This is a genomic window from Nonomuraea sp. NPDC049421 (genome assembly GCF_040677005.1).
Taxonomy (GTDB): Bacteria; Actinomycetota; Actinomycetes; order Streptosporangiales; family Streptosporangiaceae; genus Nonomuraea; species Nonomuraea salmonea.
Window position 1 is genome coordinate 1 of the sequence record NZ_JBFAQA010000017.1, and the last position, 25,661, is coordinate 25,661.

A 25,661-nucleotide genomic window follows, 5' to 3' on the forward strand; every position below is an offset into this window, starting at 1 on the left:
ACTCGGGAGGGTGTGGGAGAGTAGGTCACCGCCGCACAATCTTTCAAGGGAAGGGTCTCAACGCCAGGTTCTGGTGTTGGGGCCCTTTCCGCATGTCCAGACCCCTTTTCCCGCGTGTCCGGGATATTCGGCGGTCTTCGGGGGGCGCAGTCTTTTCGGGTGGTGTCGGCTTTTGGCGCTGGTGCCGGTTCTCGGGGTTCCGTCAGTGTTTGTATTCGGGGCGGTCGGCGGTTAGGCGGTGTCCTGGGACGTGTGGTGGTTGTTGTTGGGGTGAAGGCTCGAGCCGAGGTGAGGCCGGGCCTTTTGCTTTTCCAGGGACCGGGCGCCGGGGTGGGGGCGTACGGACTGCTGTGGGGGGTCAGTAGGGTTGAGGGGTGGATTATCGTGCGGTAGAACGCGCGATCATGGATCGTGGCGTCGAGTGGGATTTCGAGCCGACGCTCGATCGGATCGCGGCCCTTCTTGACCTTCTCGGCTCGCCGCAGCGGGCGTACCCGGTCATACACATCGCCGGCACCAACGGCAAGACGAGCACGGCGCGGCTGACCGAGGCGCTGTTGCGGGAGCGCAATCTGCGGGTGGGGCGGTTCACCAGCCCGCATCTCGTGTCGATGCGCGAGCGCATCACGGTGGACGGAGAGCCGCTCAGCGAGGAGCGGTTCGCGCAGGTCTATGAGGAGGTCATCCCGTACGTCGAGCTGACCGACACCCAGGGGCGGCGGATCCAGTTCTTCGAGCTGCTGACGGCGATGGCGTTCGCGGCGTTCGCCGACACGCCCGTCGACGTCGCGGTGATCGAGGCCGGCATGGGCGGGTCGTGGGACGCGACGAACGTCGCGGACGGCATGGTGTCCGTCATCATGCCCATCTCGCTCGACCACACCGACCGGCTCGGGCCCGACATCCCCAGCATCGCCGCCGAGAAGGCGGGCATCATCAAGGCGGGGCAGACCGCGGTGTTCGCGCAGCAGGAGCTGGCGGCGGCCGAGGTGCTGATGCGGCGGGCGGCCGAGGTGGGCGCGGTGGTGGCGCGTGAGGGCCTGGAGTTCGGGGTCATGAGCCGCGAGGTGGCGATCGGCGGGCAGCTGGTCACCCTGCGCGGGCTCAAGGGCATCTATGACGACGTCTACCTCCCGCTCTACGGGGCTCACCAGGCGAGCAACGCGGTGTGCGCGCTGGCCGCCGTCGAGGCGCTGACCGGCGGTGACGATCCGCTGGACGTCGATCTGGTACGCCAGGCGTTCGCTCAGGCGTCGTCGCCGGGACGGATGGAAGTGGTGCGGCGTACGCCGACGGTGGTGATCGACGCGGCGCACAATCCCGGCGGCATGCAGGCCACGCTGGAGGGGCTGCACGAGGCGTTCGACTTCGCCAAGGTGATCGGCGTGGTCGGCGTGATGCGCGACAAGGACGTCGGGGCGCTGCTGGAGCTGCTCGAGCCGATCCTCGACGAGGTGGTGCTCACGCGTAACTCCTCGCCCAGGTCCATGCCGGTGGACGAGCTCGCGGCGCTGGCCGTGCCGCTCTTCGGCGAAGACCGCGTCCTTGTCGTCGAGCGGCTCGACGACGCCATCGACCAGGCCATCGGCATCGCTGACGCCGAAGGCGAGTTCAGCGGCACCGGCGTGCTCATCACCGGGTCCGTCGTCACGGCGGGCGATGCGCGGCTGCTGCTCAAAGCGGACGGAAAGCCATGAAGTTCGAGGTCACCCCAGGCATGCGCAGGCTCGGCGGCACCGTGCTCGGCATGGAGGCCATCGTGGTCGGGCTCCTTACGCCGGTGGCGATCAGCGGCGGGGTCGCGACCGGGCTCGCGGTGACGGTCGGCATCGGGCTCGCCGTGCTCTGCGTGGTCATCGCGGGCCTGCTCAAGTGGCCGTTCGGCTACGTCGCGGGGACCGTCGTACAGGTGCTGGCGATCTGCACGGGCTTCCTCGTACCGACGATGTTCTTCCTCGGCGCGATCTTCGCCGCACTGTGGATCACGGCGATTATCGTCGCTCGCCGTGTCGAGGGCGCTACTTCCCGCTAAAGTCGGCCGGTATGGCCGTCCCCCCAGACACGCGGCCGCCGCTTCAGGCGCGCCTCAGCCGACCCTGGTCGCTCGACATCCTGCTCGGGCTCCTCATCGTGACGTCGCTGCCCCTGGCGGTGGTCGCGGTGCCCAACACGCTCTCCGTCGTCGCCGGGCTGCTGCCGGACGATCTCGACCAGGCCGGGCTCATGCGTACGCACGGGCTCGCCCTGCCCGCGCTGATGCTGGCGGTGCCGCTCGCGCTGGTGCTGATGCGGCGAGTGCCGGCGGCGCCGCTGCTGGTCGGCGCGCTCGCCGTGGTGGCGCTGTCCGACGCGGCGGGCGGGTACGCGGCGTCGGAGCTCGTCGTCGGCGTGGTGCGGGTGCTGCGCGGCGCCGGTTCCGGCGCCGTCATCGCCGTCACGCTCGCCGCCGCCTGGCACCGGGCGCCGGTTCTGCGCGGGTTGTGGGCGGGCGTGTTCGCGCTCAGCCTGCTCACCGCGCAGGCGCTCGCGTTGTGGCCGCTCGACGAGGTGACCAGCTGGCGGGTGACGTTGCAGCCGTATCCGCTGGTCACCGGCATCGCGCTGGCGCTGGCGGCGGTGCATCTGGTCGTGTGGCTGGTGCTCGGCAGGCCCGACGGCGACCCTCTCGGGAACGGCGAGCTGAAGCGGTTGCTGCTGGCCGTGGCGCCGGTCGCGGTGGTCGCGGCTGCGGCCGTCAGCACGGCGAGCGCGGGGTGGCGGTCGGGAGCCGTGGTCCTGCTGGCGGCGCTCGCGGTGGCGGGACTGCTGGCGCTGGCGTCCGTCGGGGGTGCGGTGCGGCGGGTGTCGGCGTACACGATGGTGGCCGTCGGCGTGGTGCTGCTGCCGAGCGCGGCGCAGATCACGCTGGTCGAGATGGGCGGGCTCGGCGGGCCGGGGCTGCGCGGGTTGTGGGTGCCGTACGCGGTGGCGGGGGTGCTCGCGATCGCGGCCGCGGTGGCGGTGCGGCTGCTCGGGCGGGGTGGCGGGCGGTGGCTCGCGCCGCTGGGGCTGCTCGCCGTGGTGGGCGGGCTCTGCTCGGTACGGCTGGTGGTGCCGTCGGCCGACGGGATGGTGCTGGCGGTGCCGTTCACGCTGCTCGCCGTGGGTGCGGCGGTCGCGATCACGGCGGCGCTGCAGGACGTCGGGCTCGGTGCGGCCGTCTACGGGCTGACGCTGTGCTGCACGGGCGTGCTGACCGGGTTCCTGCTCGGCGCGGGTGTGCAGATGGCGATGCTGGACGGCGTACGGTCGCCGCAGGAACTGGTCGACGGGTTCGTGGGGGCGTTGCACTGGTGGGCGCTGATCAGCGGGTTCCTGGTCGTGGCGATCATCGTGCTGGCTTCGCTGATGGTGCGGCGGCCCGGAAATGAGCCTGCGGTGCAAGAGGAGCCCTGTGCGGGGCCGTCCGAGCCCGGTGATGTGCTGCTCGTCAGTGCGCCGGTCGACGATGACCGCGCTGAGGATGACCGGACTGACGGTGACGCGCCGCAGGTGGCGACGCCCGTCGTGAAGTGGGGGGCGTTCGATGGGGCGGGCAAACCGGCGGTGCCTCCCCCTGGGCAGTCGCCTGAGGACGCCGGGTCAGGATGAGCGGCTACCGCGGAAACGAGGGCAGGGGCGCGGTAACGGTAAGCTGAGGGCCCTGCTACGGCGGCGCGTGGGCGCGTGCCCCGCGACGCGACCTCGCGGCCAGGCGGGTGCCTGCAGCCGCGACCACACCCATGTTCGAAGGAGAACCCCACGTGTCCGAGCGCACTCTTGTCCTGATCAAGCCCGACGGGGTTAAGCGCGGCCTCATCGGTGACGTGATCGCCCGTGTGGAGCGCAAGGGCCTCAAGGTCGTGGCGATGGACCTGCGCACCCTCGACGCCGACACCGCCAAGGCGCACTACGCCGAGCACTCCGAGCGGCCGTTCTTCGGTGAGCTGGTCGAGTTCATCACCTCCGGGCCGCTCGTCGCCCTGGTCCTGGAGGGCCCGCGGGCCATCGAGGCCTTCCGCGCGCTGGCCGGCGCCACCGACCCGGTCAAGTCCGCTCCCGGCACGATCCGCGGCGACCACGCCCTCGAGATCGGCGAGAACGTCGTCCACGGCTCCGACTCGCCCGAGTCGGCCGCGAGGGAGATCAAGATCTTCTTCCCGGACCGGTTCTGACCGATCCGCACCTTCGAGCCCGCGCAGTTCCGGCTGCGCGGGCTTTTCTGTCGGCGGGGCGGCGTATGGTTCTGACATCGCAAGCGCGGGATGTTGCTGACGGGGATTTTGCCGGCGGGTTGCCGTAGGGTGCGGAGAGATCACGGGGTGGACCGTTCCAGGTTCCGATCGGATGTTGTGGTGCAATCCGGGCAAAGCTGCGGTTGAGGTAGGGGCTGGAGATTTTTGACGGGCGCGATGGCTCATTGCGCGCATCGGTGGGTACGTCACGTTACGATTCGAATTCATTCCGTAGTCACTCGCGAACGACGTTACGGAGGGCTCCGTTCCCCATGGGCAGCAAGCTCGCGTTCCTCGGCCGTGACATGGCGGTCGACCTGGGCACCGCCAACACGTTGGTCTACGTGCGTGGCCGCGGCATCGTGCTCAACGAGCCGTCAGTCGTCGCGATCAACACGGCAACCAGCAAGATCGTGGCGGTCGGCATCGAGGCGAAGCGGATGATCGGCCGCACGCCAGGCAACATCATCGCGGTCCGTCCGCTCAAAGACGGCGTGATCGCAGACTTCGACGTCACCGAACGGATGCTGCGATATTTCATCCAGCGGGTCCATCGGCGACGCCATTTCGCCAAGCCGCGCATCATCATCGCCGTGCCGAGCGGCATCACGAGCGTGGAGCAGCGGGCGGTGAAAGAGGCCGGCTACCAGGCGGGGGCCAGGAAGGTCTACATCGTCGAAGAGCCCATGGCCGCGGCCATCGGCGCCGGGCTGCCGGTGCACGAGCCGACCGGCAACATGGTCGTCGACATCGGCGGCGGCACCACCGAGGTGGCCATCATCTCGATGGGCGGTGTGGTCACCAGCCAGTCGATCAGGATCGGCGGTGACGAGCTCGACCAGGCGGTGATCGCCTTCGCGAAGAAGGAGTTCTCGCTGATGCTGGGCGAGCGCACCGCCGAGGAGATCAAGATCGCCATCGGCTCCGCCTGCCCGATCGGCGAGGAGTCGCACGCGGAGGTGCGCGGGCGCGACCTGGTCAGCGGGCTGCCGAAGACCGTCATCGTGTCCAGCGAAGAGATCAGGAAGGCCACCGAGGAGCCGGTCAACGCGATCGTCGACGCGGTCAAGACCACGCTCGACAAGTGCCCGCCCGAACTGTCCGGCGACATCATGGACCGCGGCATCGCGCTCACCGGCGGCGGCGCCCTGCTCAAAGGGCTCGACGAGCGGGTCAAGGCGGAGACGGGCATGCCGGTCCACCTGGTCGACAACGCGCTCGACTCGGTGGCCATCGGGTCGGGCAAGTGCGCGGAGGAATTCGAGGCCCTGCAGCAGGTCTTGGTTCCGGAGTCGCGGCACTGATGAGAGATTCGCGCCGTGCCCGGCTGATCCTGGGAGTGCTGCTGGCGGCGGCACTCGTCATCCTGACCGTCGACCACCGCACGGGTGACAGCTCGCCGCTGCGCCCGCTGCGGGCGGCCGGCGCCTACCTGTTCGGCACGGCGGAGCAGTTCGGCAACGTGGTGGTGCGGCCCGTAGGAGCGTTCCTGCACGCGATCGTCACCGCGCCGGCCGCTCAGGAGCGCATCGAGACGCTCAAGGAGGAGAACGCGAAGCTGCGGGCCGGGCTGGTGGCGGGCAAGCTCGACGCCGATCGGTCCAAGGAGCTGAAGAAGCTGATCGGGCTGGCCGGCACGGGGGGCTACAAGATGGTCACCGGCAGCGTGATCGCGCGGCGCGGGCTGCCGGGGTTCGAGGACGCCGTGCAGATCGACGTGGGCACCAGTGACGGGGTCCGGCCGGAGATGACCGTCATCAACGGCGACGGGCTGGTGGGGCGGGTGGTGCACACCACCTCGCGTACGTCGACGGTGGTGCTGGTCAGCGATCCCGCCTCGTCGGTGGGTGCGCGGCTCGAGGGCGGCAAGGAGATCGGCGTCGTCCATGGCGTAGGGGAGCATGGGCGGCTGGTGCAGTTCCGGCTGCTCGACTCGACGGCGCCGATGAGCAGGGGCGGGCGGATCGTCAGCTTCGGGTCACAGAACTGGCGGCCGTACGTGCCGGGGGTGCCGATCGGGGTGATCGAGCGGGTGGAGTCCACGCCCGGCGAGCTGACCCGCATCGCCTACGCGCGGCCGTACGCCGACCTGACGGCGCTCGACGTGGTCGGTGTGGTGGTGGAGGCGCCGAAGCGGGACCCGCGTGACGCGGTGCTGCCCGCGAAGGAGACGGCCCGATGACGGGGCGCCCGCGTGGTCACGGGGCCTGCGGAGGAGGCGGCTCGGTGGCGGGGCGCTGGCTGCTCGCGGCTGCCGGTGACCGGCGGGCGTTGTGCCGGGGCGGGGTGCGTGGTCGTGGGAAGGGGGCGTGGTGATCGGCGGGTTCTCGGTGGTGCTGGCGTTGCTGGCGCAGGTGATGCTGGTCAATCGGGTGGCGTTGCCCGGTGGTGGCGCGCCTGATCTGGTGCTGCTCGCCGTCATCGGCATCGCTTTGACCAGGGGGGCCGCGCCGGGCGCTGTGCTCGGGTTCTGCACCGGGCTGCTCGTCGATGTCATGCCGCCGACCGCGCACCTCGTGGGGCAGTACGCGTTCGTGCTGGCCCTGGTCGGTTACATCGCCGGGCGCGGCGCGGGCGGGCCGGTCACCACCGTCGTGCTGTGCGTGCTCATGGCGCCGCTGCTGGCGGCGGCCGTGGGCGGGCTGATCTCCGACCCCCGGGTGACGATGGCCACGCTGACCGAGCAGGTGCCGGTCACGATCGTCTACACGCTGCTGGTCTCGCCGATCGTGATCTGGCTGACGACGCGAGGCAGACAGGCGAGGTTCTCGACATGACCAGGATGCGGGCCCGGCTGCTGGTGCTGCACGTGATCGTGCTGACGTTGCTCGTCGTGCTGGCGATGCGGCTGTGGCAGGTGCAGGTCGTACGCGGGCAGGAGTTCGTGACGCGGGCGACCGAGACCAGGACGCGGGCGGTGATCGTGCCGGCCGTGCGCGGGCAGATCCTCGACGCCAGGGGCCGCCCGCTGGTGCGCAACAAGACCGCGCTGGTCGTCTCGGTCGACAGGACCCGGCTGCTGCGGATGAAGGACGGCGGCGTCCATGTGCTGCGCAAGCTGTCGCAGGTGCTCGGCAAGCCGGTTTCCGACCTGCAGCAGCGCATCACGCCGTGCGGTCCTGGGGTGGGCAAGCCGTGCTGGACGGGGTCGCCGTACCAGCCGGTTCCGCTCGACGAGAAGGTCGACACCCGCGAGGCGCTGCAGATCCTGGAGCGGCAGGAGGAGTTCCCCGGGGTGACGGCGGAGATCCACCCCGTACGGCAATATCCGCTGGGCAGGGCGGGCGCGCAGATGCTCGGCTACCTGCAGCCCGTCACCGAGGCCGAGCTGGAGAAGCGGGAGGGGCTCAAGGCCGCCTTCTCGGGGGTCGACCTGGCGGGGCGCGACGGGCTCGAATACGTCTACGACGACGCGCTGCGCGGCAAGGCCGGGCTGCGCAGGGTCCAGGTCGATCGCATGGGCAAGGCGCTCGGGGTCGAGGAGCAGGTCACGCCGATCCCCGGCGACCATCTGGTGACCAGCATCGACGCGCGGGTGCAGGACGTCACCGAGAAGGCGCTGAGCAAGGCCATGAAGTCGGCGCCGTCGGCGGACGGCGGTGCGGCCGTGGTGCTCGACGCCCGCACCGGCCGGGTGGTGGCGCTGGCCAGCGCGCCCAACTACGACCCGGAGATCTGGGCGGGCGGCATCTCGGCACGCGGTTACCAGTGGCTGATGTCGGAGAAGTCGGGCAAGCCGCTCGTGTCGCGGGCGATCAACGGGCAGTTCGCGCCTGGTTCGACGTTCAAGATCACTTCGGTGGCGTCGATGTTGCGGGCCGGCTACCCGATCAACGGCACCTACGGCTGCCCCGGCTCCGTCAACGTGGGCGGGCGGGCCTTCAACAACTTCCGCGGCATTCCGCTGGGCACGCTCAGCATGCACACGGCGCTGGTCAAGTCGTGCGACACGATCTTCTACAAGGCGGCCTACGAGCAATACCTCAAGGACGGCGGGCGCCATCCGAAGAAGAAGCCGAAGGAGATCTTCGCGAACACGGCCAGGGCCTTCGGGTTCGGCTCGCCGACCGGGGTCGACCTGCCGGGCGAGTCGTCGGGCCGCATCCCGGACCGCACCTGGAAGAAGAACCTGTGGAACCAGACCAGCGCGATCAACTGTGAGCGGTCGCGCAGGGGCTATCCGGAGGTCAAGGACAAGGCGCGGGCCGAGTTCCTCAAGCGGCTGGCGCTGGAGAACTGCACCGAGGGCTTCCTGCTGCGGCCGGGAGACTCGGCCAACTTCTCCATCGGCCAGGGCGACGTGCTCGTCACGCCGATGCAGCTGGCCAGGGCGTACGCGGCGCTGGTGAGCGACGGCAAGGTGCGCAGCCCGCGCATCGGGTGGGCGCAGGTGCGGCCCGACGGCAAGGTCGTCCGTACGATCCCGGTGCCGGTCGTCGGCAAGCTGCCACTGAGCGAGAAGGAGCGGCTCTACATCAAGAACGCGCTCAGCCAGGTCGCTCAGGACGGCACCGCGGCGGGAGCCTTCGCCGGGTTCCCGATGAACAAGGTGCGCGTGGGCGGCAAGACCGGCACCGCGGAGGTCTGGGGCAAGCAGGACACCTCGTGGTTCGCGTCCTTCGCGCCCACGAAGAACCCGCAGTTCGTGGTCGTCGTCATGGTCTCCCAGGGCGGCATGGGCGCGCAGACGGCGGCGCCGGCGGCCAGGGAGATCTACGAGGGCATCTACGGCATCAAGCGCAAGGCCGCGGTCCCGGGCGGGCGCCTGACGACACGGCTGCCCAAGTTCCTGCCCGACGGGACGGTGACCGGGGGATGAGTGGGCTTGGGGTCGGGGACGCCGGGTGGGTGGTTGGCGGCGCGGTTGCCCGTGTTCTTGCCCGATGGGGATGTGACCGGGGGATGAGTGGGGTTGGCGGCGGGGAGAGGGAGGCGGGATGAACGCGCGTTCGGTGGCGATTCGGCGGCCCTCGCTCCTTCGGCGGATGGCTCGCGAGAACTCGACCGTGCGGCGCCTCGACGGGCTGATGCTGGTCGCCGTCGCCGGGCTGTCCATCATCGGCACGCTGCTGGTGTGGTCGTCCACCAGGACGTGGGCGCCAGGGTCCACGGGGCTGGTGAAGAAGCACCTGCTCAACGAGGCCATCGGCATGGTGATGTGCGGGCTGGTCGCGACCATCGACCATCGGGCGATGCGGGCGTACGCGCCGCTGGTGTTCCTGCTGTCGCTGGTCGGGCTGGGGCTGGTGATCACTCCGCTGGGGGCGACGATCAACGGGTCGCACTCATGGATCCTGCTGGGCGGCGGGTTCGCGGTGCAGCCGTCGGAGTTCGCGAAGGTGGGGCTGCTGCTCATCATCGCGATGCTGCTGGCGCAACCGGCCGAGGGCACAGACCGGCCGCGCGGGCTAGACGTCGTGCTGGCGCTCGTCGCCGCCGGCATCACGATGGGGCTGGTCATGCTCCAGCCCGACCTGGGCACGGCGATGGTGCTCGCGGTCATCACGGCGGCCGGGCTGATCGTCGGGGGCGTGCGGAAACGGGTCATCGCGCTGATGGTGCTGGCCGCCGGTGGCGCGGTGTTCGCGGTGTTCTACTTCCAGATGCTGGAGCCGTACCAGGTGGCGCGGTTCACGGCGTTCGTCGATCCGAGCGTGGATCCGCGCGGGGTCGGCTACAACAGCACGCAGTCGATGATCGCCATCGGGTCGGGGCAGCTTCTGGGCAAGGGGCTGCTCGGCGGCGGGCAGACGACCGGGCGGTTCGTGCCCGAGCAGCACACCGACTTCATCTTCACGGTGGCGGGGGAGGAGTTCGGGTTCCTCGGGTCCGTCACGGTGGTGCTGCTGCTCGGGGTGGTGCTGCTGCGCGGGCTGAAGATCGCCAGGCAGTGCGAGGACCGCTTCGGGACGCTGGTCGCGGGCACGATCGTGTGCTGGTTCGCGTTCCAGGCGTTCATCAACGTGGGCATGACGATCGGGATCATGCCGATCACGGGGCTGCCGCTGCCGTTCGTCTCCTACGGCGGCACCGCCACTTTCGCGAATCTCATCGCGGTGGGGTTGCTGCAGGCCATCAAGGTGCGCAGACAGTCGTTCGAATAGCGTCCGTGACGGCGTGGCGGCCGGTGGGCGGACACGGCAGGGGCCGAGCGCCGCTACGCTTGACGTATGCCTGTCGAGTCGATTTTCCACCGCCTGGAAGCGCTGCTGCCCAAGGTGCAGAAGCCCATCCAGTACGTCGGGGGTGAGCTCAACTCGACCGTCAAGGACTGGGACTCCGCCGACGTGCGGTGGGCGTTGATGTACCCGGACGCCTACGAGGTCGGGCTGCCCAACCAGGGCGTGGCCATCCTCTACGAGATCCTCAACGAGCTGCCGGGCACGCTGGCCGAGCGCACCTACGCGGTCTGGCCCGACCTCGAGGCGCTCATGCGCGCCGAGGGCGTGCCGCAGTTCACCGTCGACGCGCACCGCCCCGTGCGGGCCTTCGACGTGCTCGGCGTGTCGTTCTCGACCGAGCTCGGCTACACCAACATGCTGACCGCGCTCGACCTGGCCGGCATTCCGCTGCCGGCCGTCGAGCGCGGCGAGGACGACCCGATCGTGCTCGCGGGCGGCCACGCGGCCTTCAACCCCGAGCCGATCGCCGACTTCCTCGACGCGGCCGTGCTCGGCGACGGTGAGCAGATCTCCATCGCCATCTCCGAGGTCGTCCGCGAGTGGAAGGCGGAGGGCCGGCCCGGCGGCCGTGACGAGCTGCTCATGCGGCTCGCCGAATCGGGCGGGGTCTACGTGCCGAAGTTCTATGACGTCGAATACCACGCCGACGGCCGTATCAAGCGCGTCGCGCCCAACCGGCCCGACGTGCCCTGGCGGGTGCACAAGCACACGGTGATGGACCTCGACGAGTGGCCCTACCCGAAGAAGCCGCTCGTGCCGCTGGCCGAGACGGTGCACGAGCGGTTCAGCGTGGAGATCTTCCGCGGCTGCACGCGCGGGTGCCGGTTCTGCCAGGCGGGCATGATCACGCGTCCCGTACGCGAGCGCTCGATCACCACGATCGGCGCGATGGTCGACAACGGCATCAAGGAGTCCGGCTTCAACGAGGTCGGCCTGCTGTCGCTGTCGTCGGCCGACCACTCCGAGATCGGCGACATCGCCAAGGGCCTGGCCGACCGCTACGAAGGCAGCAACACGTCGTTGTCGCTGCCTTCGACCAGGGTCGACGCGTTCAACATCGATCTCGCCAACGAGTTCTCCAGGAACGGCAGGCGCTCGGGCCTGACGTTCGCGCCCGAGGGCGGCTCGGAGCGCATGCGCAAGGTGATCAACAAGATGGTCACCGAAGAAGACCTGATCCGCACCGTCACCACGGCCTATTCGCAGGGGTGGCGGCAGGTCAAGCTCTACTTCATGTGCGGACTGCCCACCGAGCAGGACGAAGACGTGCTCGGCATCGCCGACCTGGCCAAAAAGGTCATCAAGGCGGGCCGCGAGGCGACCGGCAGCCGCGACATCCGCTGCACGGTCTCCATCGGCGGGTTCGTCCCCAAGCCGCACACCCCGTTCCAGTGGGCCGCTCAGGCCGACCACGAGACCGTCGACCGGCGGCTCAAGGCACTGCGCGAGGCGCTGCGGAGCGACAAGAATTACGGCCGCGCGATCGGCTACCGCTATCACGACGGCAAGCCGTCCATCGTGGAGGGCCTGCTGTCGCGGGGCGACCGCAGGGTCGGGGCTGTCATCAGGGCCGTCTGGGAGGACGGCGGCCGTTTCGACGGGTGGAGCGAGCACTTCTCGTACGAGCGCTGGATGACGGCCGCCGAGCAGGTGGGCGTCGACGTCGACTGGTACACCACCCGCGAGCGCGAGGAGAACGAGGTCCTTCCGTGGGACCACCTCGACGCCGGGCTCGACCGCGAGTGGCTCTGGCAGGACTGGCAGGAGGCCGTCTCCGGCGCCGAGGTCGAGGACTGCCGCTGGACCCCGTGCTACGACTGCGGCGTCTGTCCCACCATGGGCACTGAGATCCAGATCGGCCCCACAGGGCGGAAACTCCTTCCTCTGACGGTGGTCTAGCGCGCTCAGTGGGCGAGCCGTGTCTCGGCGTACACGTTCACGCGCCGGGGCGGCTTATCCTGAGACGTAGGAACTCTTACAAGGGAAGGACGACAAGCTCTGAAACCTGTTCCCGAAGGGCCTCCGCCCGCGCCCACGGTGCAGCGCCTGCGTGTGCGTTACGCCAAGCGCGGTCGCCTGCGCTTCACCAGCCACCGCGACATCTCGCGGGCCGTCGAGAGAGCGGTCCGCCGTGCCGGCATTCCGGTGGCTTACAGCGCGGGCTTCTCGCCCCACCCGAAGATCTCCTACGCGGGCGCGGCGCCGACCGGCGTCGCCAGCGAAGCCGAATACCTCGAGATCGGTGTTACCGCGCCGTGCGACCCCGTACAGGTCAGACAGGACCTGGACGCGTCGTTGCCGCCTGGGCTCGATGTGCTCGACGTTGTGGAGGCGGGTCCGGGGGGGCTGGCCGACCGCTTGGAGGTCTCCGACTGGGAGGTACGGCTGTACGGTGCCGATCGCGAGCTCGCCGAGGTGGCGGCGCAGAAGTTCCTCGCGGCAGGCACGGTGGAAGTCGAGCGCCTCACCAAGAAGGGCCCCCGTCGCTTCGACGCGCGGGAGGCCGTCCTGGGGCTCACGGTGTCCGAGGGAACAGCCAGAACCGCAGCTCAGGTGCGCGAGGAGCCGTGTGTCATACTGCGCATGGTTGTTCGGCACATGACGCCTGCCGTTCGACCCGACGATGTGCTCACAGGGCTGCGCCTTGTGGCCGACTTCGCGCCGCCGGTTCCCCCCGAGGTGACCAGGCTGGCGCAGGGGCCGCTCGACGCGACTACTGGTGCGCTTGCCGATCCGCTCGGCCTGGACCGCGACGACACGCGCGGCGGCGAGGCGGCGTCGGCGGGTGAGCACGTCGCCGGTTAAGGATGTGCCCGGCACGAGCCGAGCACGACCGCTGACAGGACTTGGCGCCGGCGCGCTCGCGATGAGCGCGCCGGCGGACAACGAGACACGAGGGCTCCTGCGCGGCGCGGCGACGCGCCCGGGAGCTGACGGGAGAGCGCCCGCATGCTCGACAACGAGCCCAACGCCGGGGCCACTGGCCCTGACGGGGAGACAAATGAACAGCCGCAGGTGACGAAGCGTCGCCGCTCCAGCAGGCCGGCGGGTCCTCCGCCGGAGTTGCCAGAGGAGCCGGCGTCCGCGCCGGTCACCGTCGTCGCCGCCCAGGCGGCGCCTTCGGTGGCCGAGGTGCAACCGGTGCAGGTCAAGGCCGTCCAGCGTGCGGCGGGCGAGCCGGCGCCTGAGCTGCTCGCCTCCGCGAGCGACACGCCGGCGGTGACGACCGGTCCCGCCGGTACGGCTGCCGTCGTCACGCCTGCCGAAGCCGATGGCGCCGCCGGGGAGAGCCCGGTCGAGGCCGCCGTGGCGGAGAGCGTGGCGGAGAGCGCGGCCGAGAACGTTCAGGCGGCTGAAGAGAAGCCGAAGAAGACGACGAGGACGCGGTCCACCGCCACGACGACGCGGCGGCGGGTCACGAAGAAGGCCGCCGAGGCGGCGGCCGAGGGGGAGCTGCCCGAGGGTGAGGCTCCTGCGCCGGTGAAGCGGACCAGGACGCGTAAGAAGGCGGAGGCCGCTGCCGAGGCGCCGGCGGCAGAGGAGTCCGCCGTGGACGCCGGGGCGGCCACGGCCGCCGGTGATGAGGCGGGTGCCCAGGGCGGCGTCGGCCAGGATGCCGGTGCCGCGCAGGACGCCGGTGCTGTGGTGAGTGGTCAGGATGCCGGTGCCGCGGTGGGTGCCGGTGATGCGGCCGTCGTGGCCGGTGAAGGTGACGCTGAGGCGGCGCCGGCCGGGCGTACGCGGACGACGCGGACCCGTACCAGGAGCACCACCTCGACGCGCCGCAGCAGGACCCGCGCCGCTGATGAGACCGCCGAGGGCGGGCCTGAGACGGGCGCAGAGCCCGTCGCGGGGGCGCAGGCGGCGGCAGGCACCCGGGCGGCCGGTACGCAGGCTGAAGAGGCCGCTCAGGGCGTCGGCGGCCGGGCCGGAGAGCCGGCGCCGAGCGGGGACGCTCAGGCGGCCGGTGCGGTCGCGGGCGACGCGGACGGTGCGGCCGAGCCGATTGCGGCAGGTGCGGACGTCGACGACCGGGACGAGGACATCATCGAGATCCTGCCCGAGGACGAGCCGCTGGACGACGAGCCCGCCGGTGAGGACCTCGACGAGGACAACGTGCGGCCGAGCCTGCTCGCCGACCCCTTCGGGCTGACCGTGCGCAGGGAGACCGAGCCGGGAGGCACCGCTTTCCGGCGGCCTGCGGCGATCTTCGAGCCGCTGTTCCAGGCGCCCGACCCCAGCAGGGCCAAGCCGGCCGTGACGCGCAAGCCGGAGCCGGAGCCCGAGCCCGAGCCCGAGCAGGAAGAGGTCGAGGAGGTCGTCGACGAGACGGCGACCGAGGAGGAGACCGACCTCGACACCTCCGACGAGCAGGAGGATGAGGGCGGCAGCCGGCGCCGTCGCCGCCGCAGGGGCGGCAGGGGCCGCGGCAAGACCCGTGAGCGCGACGAGTCCGAGGACGCCGAGGAGTCTGAGGAGGAGACCGACGAGGAGCCGGCCGAGGAGGCGCAGGAGGAGGAGCAGTCCGGCTCGCGCCGCCGGCGCCGGCGCCGCCGCAGGGGCACCGAGGAGGGCACCGAGCCGGCCAGCGACGACCCGCCGAACACCGTGGTGCGCATCCGCGCGCCGCGCTCGGGACGTACGACGACGCTCGACACCGCCACCGACGGCGTGCAGAGCGTGCGCGGCTCGACCCGGCTGGAGGCCAAGAAGCAGCGCCGCCGCGAGGGCCGCGAGCTGGGCCGCAGGCGCCCGCCGATCATCACCGAGTCGGAGTTCCTGGCCCGCCGCGAGTCGGTCGACCGGATGATGGTGGTGCGCCGTCAGGGCGACCGTACGCAGATCGCGGTGCTGGAGGACGGCGTGCTCGTCGAGCACTACGTCAACCGCGAGGCCAGCCAGTCCTACGTGGGCAACGTCTACCTCGGCAAGGTGCAGAACGTCCTGCCGTCGATGGAGGCGGCGTTCGTGGACATCGGCAAGGGCAGGAACGCGGTCCTGTACGCCGGCGAGGTGAACTTCGACACCGTCGGCATGGAGGGCCAGCCGAAGCGCATCGAGTCGGCGCTGAAGTCGGGCCAGTCGGTGCTGGTGCAGGTCACCAAGGACCCGATCGGCCACAAGGGCGCGCGGCTGACCTCGCAGATCAGCCTTCCTGGGCGATACCTCGTCTACGTCCCCGACGGGTCGATGACCGGCATCAGCCGCAAGCTGCCCGACAAGGAGCGCAGCCGGCTCAAGAGCATCCTGAAGAAGGTCATGCCGGAGAACGCGGGCGTGATCGTGCGTACGGCGGCCGAGGGCGCCTCCGAGGAGGAGCTGGCCCGCGACGTGGCCAGGCTGTCGGCGCAGTGGGAGAACATCCAGAAGAAGGCGAAGTCGGCCAGCCCGCCCGAGCTGCTGTCGGCCGAGCCCGACCTGACGATCCGGGTCGTTCGCGACGTCTTCAACGAGGACTTCACGAACCTGGTCGTGCAGGGCGACGACGCCTGGGAGACGGTGGACGAGTACGTCAAGTACGTCGCGCCCCACCTGGGCGAGCGGCTGTCGAAGTGGGACGCCGAGCAGGGCGACGTGTTCGAGTCGTACCGGATCGACGAGCAGCTCGGCAAGGCGCTGGAGCGCAAGGTGTGGCTGCCGAGCGGCGGCTCGCTGGTGATCGACCGCACCGAGGCGATGACCGTCGTCGACGTCAACACCGGCAAGTTCACCGGCCAGGGCGGCAACCTGGAGGAGACCGTCACCAGGAACAACCTGGAGGCGGCCGAGGAGATCGTGCGCCAGCTCAGGCTGCGCGACATCGGCGGCATCATCGTCATCGACTTCATCGACATGGTGCTGGAGTCCAACCGCGACCTGGTGCTGCGGCGGATGCTCGAGTGCCTGGCCCGCGACAGGACCAAGCACCAGGTGGCCGAGGTGACGTCGCTGGGCCTGGTCCAGATGACCCGTAAGAGAGTCGGGCAGGGACTCCTGGAGGCGTTCTCGACGCCGTGCGAGTGCTGCAACGGGCGTGGTCTGCTGGTCTCGACCGAGCCGGTCGAGAGCAAGCCGGAGCCGCGCGGGACGCAGGGCAAGATGGCGGTCGAGAAGGCGGTCTCGGACAAGGTTTCCGCGGCCAAGGACACCTCTGGCCGTGATACCGTGACCGGTGCGCTTGAAGACGTCCCGGCTGAGGACGACCAGGCAAACCAGACTTCCGGCAGGGGGCGGCGACGCTCGCGCCGAGCCAAGTCCGCCGAGTAGCACTCGGTGAGCTTCCGACGATCCGTCCGGTTCGCCTAGGGGCCCGTTAATCCGGTACCCTGGTGAACCGGTGCGTCAGGTGACGTGCCCTGTTGGCGCGCTTACTCGGTTCGTCGGTTTCAGACCGGCCGAATGACGGGCGCAGCATTCGGCGGCCGCCTCTCCGTGAGGCGGCTGATGATCGAAAGCAACAGTGAGTCAGTAGAAGGGTTCCGCGGTGTACGCGATCGTTCGTTGCGGCGGCAGGCAGCAGAAGGTCTCCGTCGGTGACGTCCTCGAGGTGGACAAGGTCGCCGGCGAGGTCGGCTCTTCGGTAGCGCTGCCGACGGTGCTCGTCGTCAACGATGGCGACGTGACCACCGAGGCGGGCAAGTTCACGGTCAACGCCGAGATTCTCGGCGAGACCAAGGGCCCGAAGATCCGCATTCTCAAGTACAAGAACAAGACCGGTTACAAGAAGCGCCAGGGTCACCGCCAGCGGTACACCCAGGTGAAGATCACCGGTATCGAGCAGGCCTGACGGGAGTTTGAGAGATGGCACACAAGAAGGGCGCGTCGTCCACCCGGAACGGTCGTGACTCCAACGCCCAGCGCCTGGGCGTCAAGCGCTTCGGTGGGCAGCTGGTCAACGCGGGCGAGATCATCGTCCGCCAGCGCGGCACCCACTTCCACCCCGGCGACAACGTCGGCCGTGGTGGCGATGACACGCTGTTCGCGCTGGCCGCCGGCCACGTGCAGTTCGGCGTCAAGCGCGGCCGGCGGGCCGTGAGCATCGTTCCCGTCGCGGAGTAAGGTTCCTCCTTCTCCTTCGACCTTTCAGGGGTGGATCGACACGTCGATCCACCCCTTTGGTGTTGGTACGGCCGTGCGGCCGGGTTGTGTGGGTATGAGATGCCTCCTTGGGGGGCGATGGAGGGATAAGGCATGCCGGACTTCGTGGACCAGGTGGTCCTGCACGTCAAGGCCGGTGACGGAGGGAACGGGTGCGCCTCCATCCACCGGGAGAAGTTCAAGCCGCTCGGCGGCCCCGACGGGGGCAACGGCGGGCGCGGCGGCGACGTCATCCTGGAGGTCGATCCCAACACGGCGACCCTGCTCGACTACCACCGCCGCCCTCACCGCAAGGCGCCCAACGGCAAGCAGGGGCAGGGCTCCAACCGCGACGGCGCCAACGGCGAGGACGTGATCCTCGCCGTGCCCAACGGCACCGTGGTCAAGGACGCGGCCACCGGTGAGGTGCTGGTCGACCTCGTGGGGGCCGGCACCCGCTACGTCATCGCGCAGGGCGGCCACGGCGGGCTCGGCAACGCGGCCCTGGCCACCACCAAGCGGAAGGCGCCCGGGTTCGCGCTGCTCGGGGAGCCGGGCGACGCGCTCGACGTGATGCTGGAGCTGAAGAGCGTCGCGGACGTGGCGCTGGTCGGGTTCCCGAGCGCGGGCAAGAGCTCGCTCATCGCGGCGCTGAGCGCGGCCAAGCCGAAGATCGCCGACTACCCGTTCACCACGCTGATCCCCAACCTGGGCGTCGTGACCGCGGGGGAGAACGTGTTCACCGTCGCGGACGTCCCCGGGCTGATCCCCGGGGCGTCGGAGGGCAAGGGGCTCGGGCACGAGTTCCTGCGGCACGTCGAGCGGTGCGACATGCTCGTGCACGTCATCGACTGCGCCACCATGGAGCCCGGGCGCGACCCGGTCACCGACTACGAGGTCATCGAGGGCGAGCTGCGGGCGTACGGGAAGCTCGAGGACCGGCCGCGGCTGGTCGTGCTCAACAAGGCCGACGTGCCCGACGCGCGGGAGCTGGCCGAGATGGTCAGGCCCGAGTTCGAGGAGCGGGGGCTGAAGGTCTTCACGATCTCGGCGGCCACGCACGACGGGTTGCGGGAGCTCGCGTACGAGATGGGCGAGTGGGTCGCGGCGGCCAGGGCCGCCAAGCCGGTCGAGGAGCCCACGCGGCTCGTCATCAGGCCCAAGCAGCTCGGGGACGCCGGGTTCCGGGTGCGGCGGGTCAACGAGAACCTGTTCCAGATCACCGGTGAGAAGCCGGAGCGGTGGATCAGGCAGACCGACTTCACCAACGACGAGGCCATCGGCTACCTCGCCGACCGGCTGGAGCGGCTGGGGGTCGAGGAGGAGCTGGCCAAGGCCGGTGCCCAGGCGGGCGCTGAGGTGGTCATCGGGCCCATGGAGGGCGGCTACGTCTTCGACTGGCAGCCGACGATGCGGGCGGAGTCCGTACGACAGGGGCCGCGCGGCACCGACAACCGCCTGGGCTGACCCGCGCTGCACCCCGCCCCGCTCGGCCGCACCGACGTGCGGCCCGCACAGAAGGGCACGCGTGTGCGCAAGCGCTCGAACGATCGGTCGGGGAAGCGGTTCCCAGGGAAATGGAGCCGGTTCTCGGGAGATCGTTCAGGGGCTGGGAGCGGGGGTGGAGTGGGTTCTCGGGGGTGGTGCTCGATGCGGTCCGTCCTGGTGTGAGCGGATAGGCTGCCAGACGTGCGGGAACAGATCAGCTCAGCGTCGAAGGTCGTCGTCAAGGTCGGCTCCTCCTCGCTCACCACCCCCCAGGGCATGATCGACGTCGATCGCGTCGACGCCCTGGTGGACGTGCTGGCGGCGCGGCGCCGGGCCGGGACGCAGATCGTCCTGGTCTCCTCCGGAGCGATCGCGGCGGGCCTCGGCCCGCTCGGGCTGAGCGCGCGACCGCGTGACCTCGCCACCCAGCAGGCCGCCGCCTCCGTCGGGCAGGGCGTGCTGGTGGCCCGCTACACCTCCTCCTTCGCCCGCTACTCGCTGCGCGTGGGCCAGGTGCTGCTGACGGCCGACGACATGATGCGCCGCGCCCACCACGCCAACGCCCAGCGCACCCTCAACCGGCTGCTGGAGCTGGGCATCGTCCCCATCGTCAACGAGAACGACACGGTGGCGACCGACGAGATCCGCTTCGGCGACAACGACCGGCTGGCCGCGCTGGTGACGCACCTCATCCACGCCGACGCGCTGGTGCTGCTGTCCGACGTCGACGCGCTCTACGACGGCCCGCCGAGCCGCAGCGGCTCGCGCCGGCTGGCCGAGATCCGCGGGTCCGAAGACCTCGCCGGGGTCGAGCTGGGCAAGAACGGCGCGTCTGTCGGCACCGGCGGCATGGTGACCAAGGTGCAGGCGGCCAGGATCGCGACCGGCGCGGGCGTGCCCGTGGTGCTCACCGCGGCCGCCCACGCGGCCCAGGCGCTGGCCGGTGCCGACGTCGGCACCTACTTCCACCCCGGTGGCCGGCACCCCGGCACGCGGCTGCTGTGGCTCGCCCACGCCACCACCGGGCGCGGCCGGCTCCACCTCGACGACGGCGCGGTGGAGGCCATCGTGGGGCGTCGCAAGTCGCTGCTGCCCGCCGGGGTGACGTCGGTGGAGGGCGACTTCGCGGCGGGCGACCCGGTGGACCTGTGCGCCCCTCAGGGCGCCGTGGTGGCGCGGGGGCTGGTGAACTTCGACGCCGTCGAGATCCCCGGCCTGCTCGGGCGTTCGACGAAGGAGCTGGCGAGCACGCTCGGTCCAGAATACGAACGCGAGCTCATCCACCGCGACGACATCGTCATACTGGAATCCCACAACTGAACGTTCCATCGGGGAGCACGCGATGTCCGAAGAGTTCCTGAAGGTCGCCCGCGCGGCACGAGAGGCCGCCGCCGAGCTGGCCCCGCTGCCGCGGGCGCCCAAGGACCGGGCGTTGCGCGCCGTCGCCGACGCCCTGGTCGCCCACGCGGCGGAGCTGGTCACGGCCAACGCCGAGGACGTCGAGCGGGCCAGGGCGCAGGGCACGTCGGAGGCGATGGTCGACCGGCTGCGGCTCGACGAGGCGAGGATCGCCGCGATCGCCGAGGCCGTACGCCAGGTGGCCGACCTGCCCGACCCGGTCGGCGAGGTGGTCCGCGGCACGACCCTGCCCAACGGGCTGGAGCTGCGCCAGCTCAGGGTGCCGCTGGGCGTGATCGGCATCATCTACGAGGGCCGCCCCAACGTCACCGTCGACGCCGCCGCGCTCTGCCTCAAGAGCGGCAACGCGGTGCTGCTGCGCGGCTCCTCCAGCGCCTACTCCTCCAACACCGCGCTCGTCCGCGTCATGCAGGACGCACTGGCGGGCACCGAGGTGCCGGCCGGGGCGGTCCAGCTCGTGCCGGGCCAGAGCCGCGACTCGGTCAAGGAGCTGATGCGCGCCCGCGGCCTGGTCGACGTGCTGATCCCGCGCGGCGGCGCGTCCCTGATCAACTCGGTGGTCGAGGAGTCCACGGTGCCGGTCATCGAGACCGGCGTCGGCAACTGCCACGTCTACGTCGACGCCGAGGCCGACGTCGACCTGGCCGTGCAGATCCTGGTCAACGCCAAGGCGCAGCGGCCGTCGGTGTGCAACGCCGCCGAGACGTTCCTCGTCCACCAGGACGTCGCCGACGCGTTCGTGCCCAAGGCGCTGGCCGCGCTGCGCGAGGCCGGCGTGACCGTGCACGGCGACGAGCGTGTCGCCGGCTACGACGCGCAGGTCGTGCCCGTCACCGAGGACGACTTCTACGCCGAATACCTCTCGCTCGACATCGCCGCCGCCGTCGTCGGCTCGCTGGAGGAGGCCGTGGCCCACATCAGGCGCTACGGTTCCGGCCACACCGACGCCATCGTCACCCGGTCGCAGCGGGCCGCCAGGCGGTTCGTCGCGCTCGTCGACTCGGCCGCGGTGGCGGTCAACGCCTCGACGCGGTTCACCGACGGCGGGGAGTTCGGGTTCGGGGCGGAGATCGGCATCTCCACCCAGAAGCTGCACGCGCGCGGCCCGATGGGGCTGCCCGAACTCACCTCCACCAAGTGGATCTATACGGGTGAGGGGCATTTGCGCACGTCAGAGGGCACGGTGGTGGCCGGTTAGTCGGCGTGTCGGCCTGACCGGCGCCGGGTGCGTCGCTTGACTGGGGCACATGGAAATCGTCGTCGCCCTCGTCTTCTCCGCCGCGGTGCTGTTCGGCGCCGACCGGCTGATGCTGTGGCTGGAGAGCCGCGGCCACGTCAACTGGCGCAGGAAAGGACGTCGGCAGCTGTCGGACGAGCCCACCGCGCGGCTCGACAGCATGCTCTCCGACCACACACGCCGATAAACCTTCGGCGTGCCTCACGCGGCGACACGCTCACCGGCGCTAGGGTTGTGTCCCTTATGGGCGCGCCGGGCGGGGAGGGACGGTGAGCAAGCTCGGCAAGGTCGGGCCGTACAGCCTGGTCGAGCGGCTCGGCCGGGGTGGCATGGGCGAGGTCTACCTCGCGACCACCCGCCGCGGTGAGCGAGTCGCGCTCAAGGTCCTGCACGACCTAGCCGAAGACGAGACCTCGCGCATCCGCCTGGAGCGCGAGGTTCGAGCGCTGCGCAGGGTCGAGAGCCCGTATGTCGCCAAGGTGCTCGACGCCGATCTCGACGGCGCGCGGCCGTACCTGGTGATGGAGCACATCGAGGGCGTCACGCTGCTCGATCGGGTGCGCCAGAACGGGCCGCTCGACGTCTCCGGCCTGGTCGATCTCGCGCAGGGCATCGCCGCCGCGCTGGCGATCATCCACGCGGCCGGCGTCGTGCACCGCGACCTCAAGCCGGGCAACATCATCATGGGCACGCGGGGGCCCGTGCTCATCGACTTCGGCATCGCCCAGGTGCTCGACGCGACGCGGCTCACCATGACCGGTACGTTCCTCGGCACCCCCGGCTACACCGCTCCCGAGATCTTCGCCGACGAGCAGGTGGACTCGCCGGCCGACATCCACGCCTGGGCCGCGACGGTGGCGTTCGCGGCGACCGGGCGGCCGGCGTTCGGGCGGGGCACGGCCGAGGCGCAGATGTACGCGGTGCTCAACGGGCAGGCCGATCTCAAGGGCGTGCCGGTCGAGCTGCTGCCGCTGGTGCGCGCGGCGCTCAACAGGGAGCCGGGCAAGCGGCCCACGGCGGCGCTGCTGGCCGATCGGCTGTCGCGGCTGGCCAAGGCCACGAGCGCGGCCGAGCCCGAGCCTCAGGCCGCCGCCGGGCGGGCCGCCGACTCCGCGGAGGACACTCCGCCCAAGGGCACGGCCGTGCGCAGCAGGACGGCCGAGGAGCCGGCCACGCCGCGCGGCGAGGCCAGGGCCAGGAGCCGGCCCAACGCGGTGCCCGCCGAGGGCAAGGTGCCGCCGCCGCGCGGGCGCGGCAGCCGGGCGCTGCCGGAGAGCGGGCGTACCGGGCGTGCTGACAGCGGGCGTTCTGGACGTGCCGCGCCCGAGAACGGGCGTACCGGGCGTGCGGTGCCCGACCGTTCCGGGCGGGTCACGCCTGAAAGCGGGCGGTCCGGGCGGGCCGTGCCGGACAGCGGGCGGTCCGGGAACCGGGCCGTGCCCGACGGCGGAGGGTCGGCGCTCGCGCGGAGCCGGGCCGAGGGCAAGGTGCCGGCGCCGCGCGGGCGTACCGGAGGTGACGGCAAGAACACCGGGCCACGGGCCAAGGTCACCGCGTCGCGGCAGCGTACGGCGGCGGCCGTCAGGAGCAGGACGGCCACGCAGGACCGGCGCAAGGCCGCCGGGCTGCGCGGCGAGTCGCACACCACGCTGCCCGCGGGCAACGGGGCGCTGCTGCTGCTCGCGGTGCTGGCCGTGCCGTGCGTGGTGGTGTCGGTGATCTGGCCGATCGCCTCGATCGCCATCACGACCGCGTTCGTGGTGCTGACCAGGACCCTGTGGATGGGGCACTGGATGGTCAGGAAGCGCAGCTCGCGGCGTACGCGGGTGGCGCTGCGCGTGCTGTCCTTCCCGATCGCGCTGACCGGGGCGGCCTCGACCGCCGTCGTGTGGCCCGGCGTGCCCGTCGCGGTGGCGGCGGGCGGGGCGCTGTGGGCCGTCGGCGGCGGGGAGATCACTCCCGACTGGTGGCAGCAGGCCGCGCCCGTGACCGTGGCAGGTGTGGTGTTCGGGATGCTCTGTGGCGGGATCACCGGGCGGGAGATCGAGCGCATCGGTCAGCGGTTGCCCGATCTGCGCAGGGAAGGGCTGCGGGCGCTGGCCGTTCTGGGCGGTTTCGTAGCGCTGTGCGCGGCGGCCGTCCGCGCCATCGCCCTGCTCCTCTGACCCGCGCGTTCGCGGCGGGCGTCGGCTGGGCCGGTGGTGGCCCGCCGCCGTGGTGCGGCGGGCCGGCGCGGCCGATCAAGCGGATCCGTCGCGCGGTGGCGAGGCGGTGCTCAGCCCTGGCCGCCGTCGCGGCGGGAGAAGCGGTTGAAGATGCGCTCGCCCGCGTTGACCGCGCCCTCGGCCACGTCGCGGAGGACGCCGATGAACGGGTCCTGCGACTGCTGCCACGACGCGCGGTAGGACTCGGCCGCCGCCTTGATCTCGTCGGTGACCCTGGCATTGGCGTCGTCCTCCCTGCGGGGGTAGTCGCCGCCGATGATCCGGTCGTATTCGCCGCTGCGCTGCCACTTGTCCAGCTCCGCCACGCGCACCACCGCGAACGGGTGGGTCGTGCCGAGCAGGTTGAGCACCTTGAGGAAGCCGTCGCGAAGGTCGCCCGCGGTGTCGTATTCCTGGTATTGCTCCAGGAACGCCTCGATGTTCATCTCGTGGGTGTAGTCGCCGCCCGCCAGCTTCATCAGCGCGCGCTTGGCCGCCTCGGGGTTCTGCCCGACGAGCAGGCCGCCGCGGTCGGAGGACAGCTCGGACTTGCGGTACCACTCCTCGAGGCCCGCGACGATCGCCCGCAGGCCGATGTAGCCGAGCGGGATCCAGGCGACGCGGGTGGCGAGGCGGGTGAGGATGTCGAGCATCGTCCGGTAGACCGCGTGCCCCGACAGGATGTGCGAGGTCTCGTGGCCGATGACGAAGCGCTGCTCCTCCTCGTTCATGAGGTTGAGCAGACCGGTGGTCACGACGATGAACGGGTCGTCGAAGCCGATGGCCTTGGCCTGGACCTGCGGGTCCTGCTGGACGTAGATCTCCGGGATGCGGTGCAGGTCGAGGGTGTAGGCGGCGTCGCGCCCCATGTCGTAGAGGGAGCGGAACTGGGTCTCGCTCACGCGTACGGCGGACGCGAGGTACATCAGGCGGAGCCGGCGCTCGCTGACGAGGCCGGACATCTGCTTGAGAACGGTGTCGAACCCACTCAACTTACGCAGAGCGACCAGGGCGGACCGGTCTGCTGGGTGTTCGTAGGCTCGGGACGAGATGCCTGGCAGTTGGACGCGGCTGCGGTCCGGGGTGGTCGTCATGCCCGGCATGCTACGTCCGCAACGGAAGTGATGCGCGGTCATCGCGCAGGGGGGTGCTGTCATGTTGTCCGGGAGCGTCCGCGTAAGGTCCGTTTCATGATGAACGCGCCTGGTGTGCAGGGGAAGCGGCGAGTAGGTGTGATGGGTGGGACGTTCGATCCCATCCACCACGGCCACCTCGTCGCCGCCAGCGAGGTGGCTCACCACTTCCAGCTCGACGAAGTGGTCTTCGTCCCGACGGGGCGGCCGTACCAGAAGTCGGAGCGCGAGGTGTCGGCGCCCGAGGACCGCTATCTGATGACGGTCATCGCGACCGCCTCGAATCCGCGCTTCTCCGTCAGCCGGGTGGACGTCGACCGGCCGGGACCGACGTTCACGATTGACACATTGCGCGATATTGCGGAAATTTACGGTCCTGAGGCTGATTTGTTCTTCATCACCGGCGCCGACGCGCTCGGCGCCATCCTCGACTGGCAGAGCGCCGACGAACTCTTCGAGCTCGCCCATTTCGTCGGCTGCACCCGGCCGGGGCACACTTTGCACGACCCCGGCCTGCCGGAAGGCCGCGTGACCTTGCTGGAAATCCCCGCCCTGGCCATCTCTTCGTCCGAATGCCGTCAGCGGGTCGCAAAGGGCGAGCCCATTTGGTATCTGGTGCCCGACGGAATCGTTCAGTACATCAACAAGCGAGGGCTGTATCACGCGGCCGGATGAGCCTTCTCAGGGCG

General features: G+C 70.7%; 21 protein-coding genes. 20 read left to right on the forward strand and 1 reads right to left on the reverse strand.

The annotated features are described in order from the left end of the window. Positions 1-404 precede the first annotated feature (404 nt). The 19 genes from AB0K18_RS27020 to AB0K18_RS27110 all read left to right on the forward strand — a co-directional run bounded on the left by AB0K18_RS27020 (position 405) and on the right by AB0K18_RS27110 (position 23,800). Positions 405-1,697, forward strand: a complete 1,293-nt coding sequence (locus AB0K18_RS27020) for a folylpolyglutamate synthase/dihydrofolate synthase family protein (RefSeq protein WP_364919285.1) — start codon at positions 405-407, stop codon at positions 1,695-1,697. After that, complete coding sequence (locus AB0K18_RS27025) at positions 1,694-2,032, forward strand: DUF4233 domain-containing protein (RefSeq protein WP_345387969.1); 339 nt, start codon at positions 1,694-1,696, stop codon at positions 2,030-2,032. Before AB0K18_RS27020 ends, AB0K18_RS27025 begins: the two co-directional genes overlap by 4 nt. A gap of 11 nt (positions 2,033-2,043) precedes the next feature. Beyond that, positions 2,044-3,630, forward strand: coding sequence for a hypothetical protein (locus AB0K18_RS27030; RefSeq protein WP_364919288.1), 1,587 nt, complete (start codon positions 2,044-2,046; stop codon positions 3,628-3,630). 131 nt (positions 3,631-3,761) lie between these two features. Then, the gene (gene ndk / locus AB0K18_RS27035) at positions 3,762-4,193 is read left to right on the forward strand and encodes a nucleoside-diphosphate kinase (protein WP_364919290.1); all 432 of its coding nucleotides are present in this window, start codon (positions 3,762-3,764) and stop codon (positions 4,191-4,193) included. Between the two features lie 332 nt (positions 4,194-4,525). Continuing rightward, the gene (locus AB0K18_RS27040) at positions 4,526-5,557 is read left to right on the forward strand and encodes a rod shape-determining protein (RefSeq protein WP_345387961.1); all 1,032 of its coding nucleotides are present in this window, start codon (positions 4,526-4,528) and stop codon (positions 5,555-5,557) included. Continuing rightward, on the forward strand, positions 5,557-6,435 hold the full coding sequence (mreC, locus tag AB0K18_RS27045) for a rod shape-determining protein MreC (protein WP_364919292.1): 879 nt from the start codon (positions 5,557-5,559) through the stop codon (positions 6,433-6,435). Before AB0K18_RS27040 ends, mreC begins: the two co-directional genes overlap by 1 nt. A 130-nt stretch (positions 6,436-6,565) precedes the next feature. After that, positions 6,566-7,030 carry a rod shape-determining protein MreD gene (gene mreD / locus AB0K18_RS27050; RefSeq protein ID WP_364919294.1) on the forward strand — a complete coding sequence of 155 codons (465 nt, stop codon included), beginning with the start codon at positions 6,566-6,568 and terminating at the stop codon, positions 7,028-7,030. Beyond that, positions 7,027-9,072, forward strand: coding sequence for a penicillin-binding protein 2 (mrdA, locus tag AB0K18_RS27055; RefSeq protein ID WP_364919296.1), 2,046 nt, complete (start codon positions 7,027-7,029; stop codon positions 9,070-9,072). Before mreD ends, mrdA begins: the two co-directional genes overlap by 4 nt. A gap of 166 nt (positions 9,073-9,238) precedes the next feature. After that, the gene (rodA, locus tag AB0K18_RS27060) at positions 9,239-10,357 is read left to right on the forward strand and encodes a rod shape-determining protein RodA (protein WP_364919299.1); all 1,119 of its coding nucleotides are present in this window, start codon (positions 9,239-9,241) and stop codon (positions 10,355-10,357) included. 66 nt (positions 10,358-10,423) lie between these two features. Further along, positions 10,424-12,334, forward strand: a complete 1,911-nt coding sequence (locus AB0K18_RS27065; RefSeq protein ID WP_364919302.1) for a TIGR03960 family B12-binding radical SAM protein — start codon at positions 10,424-10,426, stop codon at positions 12,332-12,334. 138 nt (positions 12,335-12,472) lie between these two features. Further along, positions 12,473-13,240, forward strand: a complete 768-nt coding sequence (locus tag AB0K18_RS27070; RefSeq protein WP_364557664.1) for a TIGR03936 family radical SAM-associated protein — start codon at positions 12,473-12,475, stop codon at positions 13,238-13,240. A gap of 210 nt (positions 13,241-13,450) precedes the next feature. Continuing rightward, positions 13,451-16,681, forward strand: a complete 3,231-nt coding sequence (locus AB0K18_RS27075; protein ID WP_364919305.1) for an Rne/Rng family ribonuclease — start codon at positions 13,451-13,453, stop codon at positions 16,679-16,681. A 217-nt stretch (positions 16,682-16,898) separates the two neighbouring features. Continuing rightward, positions 16,899-17,201: a 50S ribosomal protein L21 gene (gene rplU / locus AB0K18_RS27080; RefSeq protein WP_355412885.1), complete on the forward strand. Its 303-nt coding sequence runs from the start codon at positions 16,899-16,901 to the stop codon at positions 17,199-17,201. 14 nt (positions 17,202-17,215) lie between these two features. Further along, on the forward strand, positions 17,216-17,473 hold the full coding sequence (gene rpmA / locus AB0K18_RS27085) for a 50S ribosomal protein L27 (RefSeq protein ID WP_012893687.1): 258 nt from the start codon (positions 17,216-17,218) through the stop codon (positions 17,471-17,473). A 132-nt stretch (positions 17,474-17,605) separates the two neighbouring features. Next, positions 17,606-18,958 (forward strand): GTPase ObgE, encoded by a 1,353-nt coding sequence (obgE, locus tag AB0K18_RS27090; RefSeq protein WP_364919308.1) that lies wholly within the window; start codon positions 17,606-17,608, stop codon positions 18,956-18,958. A gap of 213 nt (positions 18,959-19,171) precedes the next feature. Next, positions 19,172-20,299 carry a glutamate 5-kinase gene (gene proB / locus AB0K18_RS27095; RefSeq protein ID WP_364919706.1) on the forward strand — a complete coding sequence of 376 codons (1,128 nt, stop codon included), beginning with the start codon at positions 19,172-19,174 and terminating at the stop codon, positions 20,297-20,299. A gap of 22 nt (positions 20,300-20,321) precedes the next feature. Continuing rightward, positions 20,322-21,596 (forward strand): glutamate-5-semialdehyde dehydrogenase, encoded by a 1,275-nt coding sequence (locus AB0K18_RS27100; protein ID WP_364919311.1) that lies wholly within the window; start codon positions 20,322-20,324, stop codon positions 21,594-21,596. 49 nt (positions 21,597-21,645) lie between these two features. Beyond that, on the forward strand, positions 21,646-21,822 hold the full coding sequence (locus AB0K18_RS27105) for a hypothetical protein (protein ID WP_345387938.1): 177 nt from the start codon (positions 21,646-21,648) through the stop codon (positions 21,820-21,822). Positions 21,823-21,904: 82 nt separating this feature from the next. Then, on the forward strand, positions 21,905-23,800 hold the full coding sequence (locus tag AB0K18_RS27110) for a protein kinase (protein ID WP_364919313.1): 1,896 nt from the start codon (positions 21,905-21,907) through the stop codon (positions 23,798-23,800). A 110-nt stretch (positions 23,801-23,910) separates the two neighbouring features. Here AB0K18_RS27110 and AB0K18_RS27115 read toward each other — a convergent pair whose 3' ends face one another. Next, on the reverse strand, positions 23,911-24,933 hold the full coding sequence (locus tag AB0K18_RS27115) for a M48 family metallopeptidase (RefSeq protein WP_355412893.1): 1,023 nt from the start codon (positions 24,931-24,933) through the stop codon (positions 23,911-23,913). A 96-nt stretch (positions 24,934-25,029) separates the two neighbouring features. Between AB0K18_RS27115 and nadD the strand changes: the two genes are divergently transcribed. Then, positions 25,030-25,647 (forward strand): nicotinate-nucleotide adenylyltransferase, encoded by a 618-nt coding sequence (nadD, locus tag AB0K18_RS27120; RefSeq protein ID WP_355412895.1) that lies wholly within the window; start codon positions 25,030-25,032, stop codon positions 25,645-25,647. Positions 25,648-25,661: the final 14 nt, after the last annotated feature.